The organism is Acinetobacter sp. 778_lipA, from assembly GCF_058242985.1.
In genome coordinates this window covers 2,286,320-2,298,332 of record NZ_JBZAYT010000001.1, presented here as the reverse complement: position 1 = coordinate 2,298,332, position 12,013 = coordinate 2,286,320, and the positions used below count along the sequence as shown (strand labels likewise).

Sequence of the window (12,013 nt, the reverse complement as noted above, 5' to 3'; positions counted from 1 at the left end):
ATGGATTGTTTAGCAAATATTCGGTTTTTAGATGCGCTAGATCAACCTATTAATGGTTTAGTTCATCAACTTTGGGTTGGCACATTACTTATATCAGATTTTGTAACTTCTACGAACGGTGAATCAGTATGGATCAAACGTCCAATAGGTACAATCATAGATATTCGAGTAAGAAATATAACTTCAGGAAAATATGAGTCAAAAGTAAAAATACACTTAATTGGAGAAAAAACTACTTTTATTATACGTAGCCCAAAAGTACTGCTAAAAGGTTTAAATCTTTCTGCTAAAGATGTCGCTACTGGGACATATATAAGATCAACCTATATTGTTGATGAAGGAGACTATTTATCTCGAATTGCAGTGGATAATAATACAACGACAGCTGAATTACTCAGGATTAATAGTCTAAAAAAAGATACTGATATTCATCCGGGGCAAGTATTAAAGCTTCCAATTAAACAAACAAATTTAACGTCTTCGTCAGAAAATAAACCAAAACCACAAGAACCAAAGCCAAATCAGCAAAAAAAAACGAAGATTATCGTTGTTCAGCAAACAGATACGTTACCTTTGATCGCCAAACTAACAGGAAATACAGTTGATGAAATAAAAAAATTAAGTGGTCTAAGTAGTGATCGCTTGAGCCCTAATCAAAAGTTAAGAGTTTATGAGCGTCAAGTAAAATTAACTACAGTGAAGAAAAATGATGAGAAAAAGCCTGTAACCCCAAAAGTGAAACAAGACGCATCAAAAAACAAAGAGTCAACACCTGTTGCGACAGTGGAATCGCCTGAGTCAGTTAATGCAAATGGTCTGCGGCCTGAAGCATGTGGTGGAGAAAAGCATTATAAGAGAACTCTAGCTCGAATAGCTGAACTACACTCTGTTTATCAACCTATTGTTATTAAATTAATTAATATGGCTTACGAACAACTTGGTATTACGTGGGTTATTACTGATAGTTATAGAAGTCCTGCTGCTCAAGGTAAATTATCTGGTGGGGTGACTAATGCAGGACCATTGCAAAGCTATCACCAATATGGCTTAGCTATAGATATAGTATCTGTAAGAGATGGTAAAATTACATATCTTACTAGTGACTCTCAATCTGTAGAAGATAGTAAAAAACTCGGTCCAATAGGAGAAAGTTTGGGCTTAGTATGGGGCGGCATATTTAAAAAGAATGGAAAACTTAAACCAGACTATCCTCATTTCGAATTACATCCTAATGGTAAAACTTGGCGTATTTTAAAGCCACAGCTTTTGCAATTAGGTGTAAGCAATTATAAAAAATTAACTTTTTAAAAGGATGACTTTGATATGATTTTAAGAATTTTCGTAGCCTTAGTATTTTTTATAACTACAAATATCAAAGCAAAGGAAAATTTACTTACAGGTGAAGAAATCAGTAAAAAGTATAAAGTGTTACAATCATTAAGTATTCCAGCAAATTATGATAACGACATGGTATTAACTATGTATGCACATATTTATAAAATTGATGCTGCGCAATGTGTAATTGTGTCAAGGTTAGATAATGAGTCTAATTTTGGAGGATATGAAAGTATAGTTTATTTTAAAAAAGGGAAAATGTTGAGAAGTTCACAACAAGAATTTGCTTCTATTTTTTTAGATGATGATGCTAAGATTAAATCAGATCAAATAAAATACGGAGATTATTTAAGTGGAAAAGAGGTACAAATAAGTTTAAAAGAAGATTTTATTAAATATAGGGAAAATTTTAATAAAAAAACTGCAGCAGTATGTTGATTTTAAGAATTTAAATTTTTAATTTATACTGAATTATTATGGATTTTTATAGCGGTTGAGGTGAGGGGTGGACTTGAGTAAAATAATTGTCTCTATAGTATTGTTATCTTATTCAATTTTGGTATTTGTTAATGATAAGTTATTTATTTTAACCAAAAATTATTTAATTAATGATGATAAAATTTATTTTGATAAGTTTATTAAAATTAATGGGTTGTAGTTTTTAAATATAATCACAAGTTAACAAAAAGTTATATCAGATTGTCTCGAATTTTATAAAATTTGGGTTTTATATTTGTTAATGGAATTTTAAAAATTAATTTATTGAAAAAATCAATCGATGAGGTTTTTTAGAAGCTAATTTTTAAAATAGGTAGTTTAAAAATATTATATTTTAGTAAGGTATATTTAATGAGGTTTTTGTTTTTAATAGCTTTTTATCTTTAGTACCGTACTGTGAAAACCAAAACTGATATTAAATATACTGGATACGAGATTGCTAATAGATATAAATTATTACAAAGGTTTATTGCAGATTATGACGTTGATAATTGAGGTCCTATATTAGATAATAAAGTAAGTATTTACAATGTTAATAAGAATCAATGTGTAATGGCTTTGTTGCACAAAGGTGTTGGTAAGGTCTGATTCAGTAATATAATTTCCGAATGAATAAGTCTGCACCTAAAACCTATCGTACAACGAATTGGTCTTCTTACAACCAAGCTTTGGTGAATCGAGGGAATCTCTCGAACTGGTTTGATCCTACTACCCAATGGTATGCGCCATTAAAAAGCAAACAAGGACGAAATCAAACCTACTCCGATACAGCAATTCAATGCTGTTTGATGATCAAACTTCTATTTCGTTTAACTTTACGAATGGCCTTGGGATTTATTTAAAACCTCATTCAAAGTTGTGGTTTAGATTGGGCTGCACCAGATTACTCAACTCTTTGCAGAAGACAAAAGCATAGTGATTTGCGATTGGCTATCAAAAAAGCAGTAATGGATTACATCTACTTGTAGATTCTACTGGTTTAAAGTTTTTAGGTGAAGGTGAATGGAAAAGGAAGAAATACCAACCCGATTATCGTCGCCAATGGCGTAAATTACACATAGAGTTAGATGCCAAAATCCTGCAAAGACGTGCAGTTCAGCTCACAACGAACAATCTCAGTGATTCACAGGTACTCGGTGATTTACTTCATCAAATTCCACAAGAAGAACAAATAGACTCAGTCTATGCCGATGGTGCTTATGACACTAAGATTTGCCGTCAATTGATTGCATCTAGAAAAGCTCATGTCGTTATTCCACCAAGAAAGAATGCGAAGCTGTGGAAAGATATAAAAACTCATTCACTAGAAAGAAATGAACGATTAAGCATTTGGGCAGGACGATATGGAAAAATTGGGTAGGCTATCATCGAAGAAGTTTAGTGGAAACTAAGATGCACTGTATTAAACTATTAGGAGATAAACTGACTGCTGGGAACTTACAAAGCCAAGTGAATGAGGTTCACGCACGCGTAGCAGTGCTCAATAAATTTAATGAATTAGGTCGTCCATATACTAGAGTTGTGACTTAAATTTGTGTCACTTAGGAAAACTCTAGCTTTCAAGATTTTGTGCAACAAAGTCCTAAAAAACCAGAGATTAAAAATGATTGTGCGAAAGTATATTTGCAGTTGAGAGACAAAAAACCCAATCCAAGCAGTTTTTATACATTTAGTCCGAAAGAAGCCTATTTACTTGAACAATTTAGCGTTTTGCATTTTTTTGAAATTGTACGTAACAATCATCGTCAATTTTTAGATGGTTTAGAAGAATTATTTGAAATATATATGCATAATCTTCCTTATAACTTAAGAGATTTTCCTTTACCTGAACGGGCAGATATTAATTGGGGCGGTACAGTTTTACCAAATTTTAGGTCCACGATGGATCGCATAGATTATGCTTATGCAAAAATAAAATCAGGAGATTTTACTTATCTTAATTATGTTGGTGAAATTAGTTCTGATCAGAAAGGTATAAGCGAGTTTTCCCCTCATTGGATGGATGATTTACCCTATGATAAAGTTAAAAAATGTTGGGATTATCATTCAATAGCAACAAGTTATGCTTCAGTTATAGGACAAACATATCCAACCTATTGGGATATGGATACGCTTATTTATGATTTTAAAAAAATCGATATATTTAATAATATTATCCTTGATTTGCCAAACAGTTATCCAATTTATCGTATAAATCCAGAAATAATGGTTAAGTCTAATGAAAAGTTAGAAAAAACAGGCATCTATTTGTGTGAAGAAATAGGGGATCGGATCGAATTTATGGCAGCAAGCGAAGAAGAAGATAATGGTGTAGCAAGCGTTCTTGCTGTTGGGCACGATCCAGACACATATGAAACATTGTATGCTGAAGCGAATTGGATATTAATTGAAAGAATTGCAGATGATGGTGGTTCTGCAGAAATGATCCAAACTGACAGTTTAAAAGGCTTTGCAGAACAAAGTTGCCCAAGATCAGGATATTGGTGGAGTCCAGCAAACAAATCTCAATCTCGTTATTTTGAACAAGGAGAAATTTTTCCAAAAATTGAAAATAGTGATTGGGGTGAAACGATTTGGTATTTAGAAATCACTAATAAACTACAGTGAAATATTTAAAGATTAAACTGCAAGAAATGGCGCTTTCATAAAGCGAAACTTGGTTATATTCCAGAACGCGTTATTACATAAAAATCCCATCGAACTGCATGGGATTTTATGTTGATTGTTAAGTGAATATGCTGGTTTATTGACTTTGCGTTGAGTCTTGTACTGGAGTTGGAATGGTAGCCTTTGATTGTTGTTGAGTTAAAATCAAGTGTGCGATCATGCCAATACAAATTCCCCAGAAAACCGAACTAAATCCTAAAAAATGCATACCCGAAACAGTGGCGAGAAAAGTAATAATGGCAGCATCTCGTTGTGTTTCATCTTTCATTGCAATACCAATATTGGTGGTAATTGCTCCGAGTAAGGCCAATCCAGCAAGCGCTGCAATCAGCTCTTTGGGAAGTATGCTAAATAGCATCACCAAACTCCCTGCAAACAATCCTCCTAAAATATAGAAAATACCATTGGCAATACCTGCGATGTAGCGTTTTTCTTTCAGTTCATGTGAATCTTTACCCGTGCAAAGTGCAGCAGTAATCGCTGCTAACACAATCGTGATTCCACCAGTAAAAGCCGCAGCAATTGAAGTGATACTGGCTATGCTTAAAATCGGTTTAGCAGGTGTGTCGTAATGATTAATTTTGAGAATTGCCATACCTGGCAAGAACTGACCCGTTAAACTGACAATTGTAAGTGGAATTGCAAGGTTTAGTGTAGAAGACCATGTCCATTCTGGACTGATCAGAACAGGAACTGCCAATGAAAAATCCATTGGTACTGTATTGATTTTTCCAAAGATAAAACTGAGCGCAATACCTGAAAATAATACCCAAATTATGGCATAGCGAGGTGAAAAGCGTTTTGCCAGTAAAAAACAGATCAGCATACCAAAAACCACATAGGGCATTGTGTCAGTAGCTTTAAACAGACCTAAACCAAACTGGAACAGAATTCCAGCCATCATTCCTGCTGCCAGCCCTTGTGGTATCCATTTTAAAAGTTTGTCAAAAGAACCAGTAATCCCAATGATAAAAATAATGATTGCAGAAGTAATATAGGCTGCAACAACTTCATGGAGAGAAATATGCGGAAATAGAGCCACCAAGAGCGCCGTTCCCGGTGCTGACCATGCAGTAATAATCGGCGTTTTAAACTTAATGGATAAAATTATTCCAGTGATTGCCGCACCAATAGAGCTCCCCCAGATCCATGATGCCATCATGGTTGAGGAAACATTGGCTTGTTGAGCGGCCTGAAAAAAAATGATCATTGGCCCTGCATAAGAAATCAGTACAGCTAAAAATCCTGCAACTGTCGCTGATAAAGACCAATCTTGTTTTAACGTTTTGAACAGGGATGCCATTGGGCAAAGCCTCCATGCATTGAATTTCAATGATCCTGCTATATAAAAAAGACCAGCTTTAACCCTGATCGCCACCACCTACAGGAACGATTGAACCTGTCATATAAGAGGATTCATCAGACGCAAGAAATAATATTGCATTGACCTGTTCCTGAATCGAACCATAACGGCCCATAAAAGTGCGATCAATGGTTTGATCTACCACATCTTGCATCCATTGTTTTTCATTTTCGGTCAATGCCGTAGTATTGCGTAGGACTTTACGTGGAGGTGCTTCTGTACCACCAGTCGCAACAGCATTAACCCGGATACCATCTTTGGCATGTTCAAATGCAAGTGCTGTGGTTAGACCATTTACACCACCTTTTGAGGCTGAATAGGGCACTCGATGAATACCGCATGTTGCAATAGAGGATACATTAACAATGGTACCTTTTTGATTTTTGATCATTTCGGGCAGGACTGCTCGACAACACCATAGAGTTGGAAATAACGAGCGATGCACTTCTTTGATAATTTCCTCTTCAGAAAACTCTTGAAACGGTTTCATCCAAATTGCACCACCGACATTGTTAATCAGAATGTCAACACGGTTATAGCTTTCAATAGCATTAGCAACGACAGCTTGAGCACCCGCTAAAGTTTCCAAATCTGCATGGACGGTGATTGCATCACCGCCATTTTTGTTAATTTCAACAAGCACGTCTTCGACATATTCTGAACGATCGGCCATAACCACATGCGCACCTTCCGCTGCCACTTGTAAGGCGACACCACGTCCAATACCTTGTGCTGCACCAGTAACAATGACAACTTTATTTTTGAATCTTAGGCGATCTGACATTCTTCTCAGCTCCTGAACAGTACGATTTTAGTTTGCAGAGAATTTCTCAAATAAGAAGTTTGCAGGTTTAATCCCTTCAGTATCCAACCAGCCTCGAACAGCTTCCACCATAGGTACAGGACCACATAAATAAACATCGACGTCACCGCCATTTAACCAGTCATTGTCAATATGACCTGTCACATAACCTTTGCGTTCATGTGTTGATTCAGCATGTGCAACGACTGTACGGTATTCAAACCATGGCAGTTTATTTTGCAGTTCATTGAGCTTTTCAAGTGCCACAAGGTCAAAGTCATTGGTTACTCCAAATACTAAGCGTACAGGGTGTTGTGAGCCTTTGTCTTCAAGCACTTGTAACATCGACATAAACGGTGCAATACCTGTCCCGCCTGCCAACATAACGACAGGACGAACTACATTACGAAGGTAAAAACTTCCAAATGGACCAGTAAAGGTCATTTTGTCACCCGCTTTGGCATTGGCACTTAAAAAGTCACTCATCTTTCCATTTGGAACATTACGTACCACAAAGCCTGTTAAGCGATTTCCGGGTTTAGAACTGAAGGAATAAGAACGCGTTTCAGTAGTTTGTGGAATTGCCACATTGACATACTGACCTGCAAGAAAATGAATATCGGGCTGACCTTCATCTAATTGAATATCGAAAGTGATGGTGGAATCAGAGAGCTTTTCCACACGAGATAATGTGCCTTGAAATGTATGAATTTCGGTTTTGCATACTTCAGATGAAGCTTGAATCTGGAATACTGCGTCAGAAGAAGGTCTACATTGGCAGGCCAAGATATAGCCTTGTTCAGCCTCTTCTGGTGTTAAAGCATCTTCAATATAACTTTCTTCAGGCATGTCAAACGAACCCGATTCACAAAAAGCACGACATGTACCGCAAGCACCATCACGGCAATCTAAAGGAATATTGATTTTCTGGCGATATGCTGCATCAGATAAAGTTTCACCTTGTGTAACTGAGATAAAACGCGTTACGCCATCTTCAAATTGAAGAGCAACATTGTGGTTTGACATGGCTGAAAATCCTATAAAAATCTTTAAAACTTTTGAGTGCTTTAGCCAACTTTCCATTTGACTAAAGCAAACACCTCATATTTTTTACACCATTCGAGATAAAAATTAGAGGTGGTAAATATCGATGACTTGATTGATGTAGTCATTTTTTAACACCACATATTTATTGAGAATCTGTGGTTGTGTAGCAGAAAAGTCGATGACATAACGAGACATACCAAAGTAGCTATAACTGTTTTTGTAACGAAAGCTCAGCGTATTCCAGTTAAAGCGGACTGTGACTTTGTCACCATCTCTTTCGATAATTTCAATATTGCTAATATTGTGGCAAGTGCGTGTATCAGGCATGGTTGCTGAAGAACGCTCAGTTTTAATCCGGAAAACACGGTCTTCCAAACCTTGACGGTCTGGGTAATAAATCAAGGAAATTTCAGACTGAGGATCTTCGGTTAAACGATCATCATCATCCCACGCAGGCATCCAAAAACATGCCGAGGGTGAGTAGCAGGCCAGCCATTGATCCCATTGTTCATCATCTAAAAAACGAGCTTCGCGGTAGAGAAATTGCGCAATATTTTCTAAAGAAATTTGATCGATGTTTGCAGTTGCATTCATGCTGTTGCTCCTTGCTTAGATGTTTCTTGTTGAGCAAGATTTTTTTCAGATTGAATGGCATGTTTAATCATTTCTAACCAGTATTGATGTTGGGCGAGATATAAGCCTTCATCTTCTGTTTTAATACCACTCAGTTTAGGTTTTAAACCAATTTCATTGGCCGCATCATCTGGGCCTTGAATCCAGTGTTTTGACCCACGACACATGTCATTCCATTCAAGCTCAATACCAGCATAACCCGCTTGACAAGCACGGAATTCTTCAAGGTCATCAGGAGTTGCCATGCCCGAAGCATTAAAGAAATCTTCGTATTGGCGAATACGGCGTGCACGTGCTTCAGGACTTTCACCGACGGGTGCAATACAGTAAATCGTCACTTCAGTTTTATTGACTGAAATTGGACGTAATACACGAATTTGTGAACCAAATTGATCCATGAAATAGACATTTGGGTAAAGGCATAAGTTACGTGAACGTTCGATCATCCATTTCGACATTGGCGCACCGAATTTTTCAGTATACTCATCTGCTTTTGGATAATTAGGACGATCTTCAGGATTTGCCCATTGAGTCCATAACAGCATATGTCCATGTTCGAAACCGTATGAGCCACCCCCTTGTTTGCCCCAAGCACCTGCACTCATTGCACGTACATTGTCATTTTCTTGCTGTTTTTCTTTACGTTGCTGAGTGGTCGCAGCGTAGTTCCAATGTACAGCTGAAACATGATAACCATCTGCACCATTTTCAGCAGTCAGTTTCCAGTTGCCTTCATAGGTATAGGTTGAAGCACCACGTAAAACCTCTAAGCCTTGCTCAGATTGATCTACAATCATGTCAATGATTTTGGTTGTTTCACCTAAAAATTCTTCTAAACTTGGCACATCTGGATTTAAACTGCCAAATAAAAAACCTTTATAGCTTTCAAAACGTGCTACTTTTTTCAGGTCGTGTGAACCTTCTTTATTGAAGCAGTCCGAATACCCAGCATCACTTGGATCTTTAACCTTGAGTAATTTCCCAGAGTTATTAAATGTCCATCCATGGAATGGGCATGTATAAGTCGCTTTATTACCACGCTTATGGCGGCAAAGCTGTGCGCCACGGTGTGAACACGCATTGATCATGGCATTTAATTCACCATTGCGATTACGCGCAATCATAATGGGCTGACGACCCATGTTCGTGGTGTAATAATCGTTGTTATTTGGAATTTGGCTTTCATGTGCCAAGTAAACCCAGTTGCCTTCAAAGATGTATTTCATTTCTAGGTCAAAAAGGGCTTGGTCTGTGAAAACAGAACGATGAAGTTTAAATTCACCCGTTTCAAAATTATCGACTAAGAGTTCGTCAATCCGATCAAGATGGCTGGTGTTTATAACAGGAATACGTGGCATATGGGTTCTCCGACTTTCCAAAAGAGAGGAAGTCCCCGAAGTGCTGCAATAGTGCAAACATTTCGGTTCCGTGCGTGTGGGTTTAAGCGCTTGCGCGACGACGATCTACTTCTGTAGATGGTGCTTTAGATTGTTCTTTTACCAGTGCTACATTGAATGAAATGCGTTTAAAGGGTTTGTTGAGACCACGACGGGCAATTTCAGCTTCATCACTGATATCAATAGCTGTCGCCACTAAGCCGTCACGTGTTGCAAAAGCAAAATCATCCCAAAGGTATTGATCACCTTCGATGTTGAATTGTGTGGTTAATTTACGATAGCCGGGTGCAGATACGAAATAATGCACATGAGATGGACGGTTACCATGGCGACCTAATTTGTTCAGTACAAACTGAGTCGTCCCTTGCGGTGGACAACCATAGCCAACGGGCATAGTTGTTTGTGCAACATACTGACCATTGCTATCAGTCAATATGCTACGGCGGAGATTAAAATCTGATTGTGATTTATCGAAGAAAGAATAATTACCTAAACTGTTGGCATGCCAAATTTCAACTTTAGCATTTGGAATAATATTGCCATCTGTATCAGTTACCGTACCTTCAATAAATAGGGTCTCGATTTTATCGCTTTCTGATCCATCATCCATACGAGAAAAGCCGACAGATTCAGGCGCACCAGCGACATATAATGGACCTTCAATAGTACGGGGTGTACCACTTGTAATTCCAGCTTTAGCATCTGCTTCATCAGCACGTAAATCTAGATAATGTTCCAAACCTAAACCCGCTGCTAAAAGACCAAGTTCATTGGCTTGACCTGCATCGGTAAAATATTCTAGGCCTTTCCATAATTCGCTTTGTGAAATGTCTAAATCTTCAATGGCCTGGAATAAGTCAGCTAATAAACGTACCACCACTTGTTGTACGCGTGTATCAACTGCACCTATTGCAGTGTCTACATTCATTTGTTTGACCAAAGTGTCGATTTCTTGACGGTTCATACCAGATCTCCTGCAGTATGCGTGGTTTGGCATTGCATACGAAAAATTCGCTTGAAACTTTGCTGTCCACTTTCCATGTTCTTCATGCGCGAAACTTAAAGCTTAAACTGTTGAAAGTGATTCATTGGGCTAACAGAATGTGATTCTTTGGCTGGCTGTGAATATCAAAAGTTTTACAGTCTTGCTTTACATCTTGCTTTTGATATACCTTAAAAGAATGGATGATCGCTGTCTAAGATCAAATTTGCATTTTTTTATATCTTAAAGGTATGGAGTTTGAGATGGAACTCAGGCATTTGCGCTATTTTGTTGCTGTTGTAGAAGAACAAAGTTTTACTAAAGCAGCAGAGAAGCTTTATATTGCTCAGCCCCCACTGAGTAGACAGATTCAAAACCTTGAAGGTGAATTGGGTATAGCGCTTTTTGAACGAGGAAGCCGTCCTTTAAAAACCACAGAAGCTGGGCATTTTTTTTATCAACACGCTGTTAAACTTTTGTCTAATGCCGAAGAAGTAAAGTCCATGACTAAGCGAATTGGCTTAATTGAAAAAACGGTGACTATGGGTTTTGTGGGTTCTTTACTGTATGGATTATTACCCAAAATCGTTTATATGTTTCGCCAACAGCAGCCACATTTAAAAATTGAGCTGATTGAAATGAGTACCAAAGATCAAATTCAGGCGCTTAAAGAGGGGCGTATTGATGTTGGATTTGGACGTTTAAGAATTTCTGATCCTGCCATTAGGCGAGTTTTATTACGAGAGGAGCCGTTAATGTTGGCTGTTCATATCAGTCACCATCTCGCTACAGATTCTAAAGGCACTTATTTTGCCGATATTGCAGATGAGAACTTATTTCTTTACCCAAGTCATCCTAAGCCCAATTTTTCCACTCAAGTTCGTCATTTATTTTCTGAACATGGGCTAGATCCTAAAAATTTAAAAGAAGTTCGAGAAATTCAACTGGCTTTGGGATTGGTCGCTGCGGGTGAAGGCGTTTGTATTGTGCCTGAGAGTGCAAAAACCATTCAATTGCCGAATTTAATCTATATCCCATTGTTAGATAGCTCTGCAAAAAGTCCAATTTTTATGGCAATACGCTGTATGGATGAAAGCGAAAATATTCGGTCTTTATTTGATTGTATTTATCAGGTTTATGATTTAGAGGGTTTTCAATATGATCGTGCGAGCTTTACGACGATATATTAGGCTTCTTTCCTAAGTTCTTTTTTAAATCATAAATCAACATAAAATCCCCCTCATCCTAGCCTTCTCCCCCAAGGGAGAAGGGACTTTCAATACCAATTT

Annotated in this window: 10 protein-coding genes and 1 pseudogene; 5 read left to right on the top strand and 6 right to left on the bottom strand. The window is 37.5% G+C overall.

The window, feature by feature from the left end; translation table 11 throughout:
• The 4 genes and pseudogenes from AC4CUY_RS10930 to AC4CUY_RS10915 all read left to right on the top strand — a co-directional run bounded on the left by AC4CUY_RS10930 (position 1) and on the right by AC4CUY_RS10915 (position 4,440).
• Positions 1 to 1,308, top strand: coding sequence for a M15 family metallopeptidase (locus AC4CUY_RS10930; protein ID WP_490774112.1), 1,308 nt, complete (start codon positions 1 to 3; stop codon positions 1,306 to 1,308).
• 15 nt (positions 1,309 to 1,323) lie between these two features.
• Positions 1,324 to 1,773, top strand: a complete 450-nt coding sequence (locus AC4CUY_RS10925) for a hypothetical protein (protein WP_336950931.1) — start codon at positions 1,324 to 1,326, stop codon at positions 1,771 to 1,773.
• Between the two features lie 668 nt (positions 1,774 to 2,441).
• Positions 2,442 to 3,363: pseudogene (locus AC4CUY_RS10920) on the top strand (IS5 family transposase).
• A 39-nt stretch (positions 3,364 to 3,402) separates the two neighbouring features.
• A complete protein-coding gene (locus tag AC4CUY_RS10915; RefSeq protein WP_483770965.1) occupies positions 3,403 to 4,440 on the top strand; it encodes a hypothetical protein in 1,038 nt (345 codons plus the stop codon).
• Between the two features lie 136 nt (positions 4,441 to 4,576).
• Here AC4CUY_RS10915 and benE read toward each other — a convergent pair whose 3' ends face one another.
• The 6 genes from benE to catA form a co-directional block, all read right to left on the bottom strand.
• On the bottom strand, positions 4,577 to 5,803 hold the full coding sequence (gene benE / locus AC4CUY_RS10910; protein WP_490774111.1) for a benzoate/H(+) symporter BenE: 1,227 nt from the start codon (positions 5,801 to 5,803) through the stop codon (positions 4,577 to 4,579).
• Between the two features lie 58 nt (positions 5,804 to 5,861).
• Positions 5,862 to 6,647 (bottom strand): benzoate diol dehydrogenase BenD, encoded by a 786-nt coding sequence (gene benD / locus AC4CUY_RS10905; RefSeq protein ID WP_419330665.1) that lies wholly within the window; start codon positions 6,645 to 6,647, stop codon positions 5,862 to 5,864.
• 27 nt (positions 6,648 to 6,674) lie between these two features.
• Positions 6,675 to 7,691, bottom strand: coding sequence for a benzoate 1,2-dioxygenase electron transfer component BenC (gene benC / locus AC4CUY_RS10900; protein WP_490774110.1), 1,017 nt, complete (start codon positions 7,689 to 7,691; stop codon positions 6,675 to 6,677).
• A 105-nt stretch (positions 7,692 to 7,796) separates the two neighbouring features.
• Complete coding sequence (gene benB / locus AC4CUY_RS10895; RefSeq protein WP_336950936.1) at positions 7,797 to 8,306, bottom strand: benzoate 1,2-dioxygenase small subunit; 510 nt, start codon at positions 8,304 to 8,306, stop codon at positions 7,797 to 7,799.
• Positions 8,303 to 9,703: a benzoate 1,2-dioxygenase large subunit gene (gene benA / locus AC4CUY_RS10890; RefSeq protein WP_490774109.1), complete on the bottom strand. Its 1,401-nt coding sequence runs from the start codon at positions 9,701 to 9,703 to the stop codon at positions 8,303 to 8,305. The genes benB and benA overlap by 4 nt, the downstream gene beginning before the upstream one ends.
• 82 nt (positions 9,704 to 9,785) lie before the next feature.
• Complete coding sequence (catA, locus tag AC4CUY_RS10885; protein WP_483770966.1) at positions 9,786 to 10,706, bottom strand: catechol 1,2-dioxygenase; 921 nt, start codon at positions 10,704 to 10,706, stop codon at positions 9,786 to 9,788.
• Between the two features lie 281 nt (positions 10,707 to 10,987).
• Between catA and AC4CUY_RS10880 the strand changes: the two genes are divergently transcribed.
• Positions 10,988 to 11,914: a LysR substrate-binding domain-containing protein gene (locus tag AC4CUY_RS10880; protein ID WP_336950939.1), complete on the top strand. Its 927-nt coding sequence runs from the start codon at positions 10,988 to 10,990 to the stop codon at positions 11,912 to 11,914.
• Positions 11,915 to 12,013: the final 99 nt, after the last annotated feature.

Bases quoted from the DNA above. Each gene is read 5' to 3' on its own strand.
- AC4CUY_RS10930 (WP_490774112.1), top strand. From the start codon at position 1: ATGGATTGTTTAGCAAATATTCGGTTTTTAGATGCGCTAGATCAACCT.
- benD (WP_419330665.1), bottom strand. From the start codon at position 6,647: ATGTCAGATCGCCTAAGATTCAAAAATAAAGTTGTCATTGTTACTGGT.
- benE (WP_490774111.1), bottom strand. From the start codon at position 5,803: ATGGCATCCCTGTTCAAAACGTTAAAACAAGATTGGTCTTTATCAGCG.
- catA (WP_483770966.1), bottom strand. From the start codon at position 10,706: ATGAACCGTCAAGAAATCGACACTTTGGTCAAACAAATGAATGTAGAC.
- AC4CUY_RS10925 (WP_336950931.1), top strand. From the start codon at position 1,324: ATGATTTTAAGAATTTTCGTAGCCTTAGTATTTTTTATAACTACAAAT.
- benB (WP_336950936.1), bottom strand. From the start codon at position 8,306: ATGAATGCAACTGCAAACATCGATCAAATTTCTTTAGAAAATATTGCG.
- benC (WP_490774110.1), bottom strand. From the start codon at position 7,691: ATGTCAAACCACAATGTTGCTCTTCAATTTGAAGATGGCGTAACGCGT.
- AC4CUY_RS10880 (WP_336950939.1), top strand. From the start codon at position 10,988: ATGGAACTCAGGCATTTGCGCTATTTTGTTGCTGTTGTAGAAGAACAA.
- benA (WP_490774109.1), bottom strand. From the start codon at position 9,703: ATGCCACGTATTCCTGTTATAAACACCAGCCATCTTGATCGGATTGAC.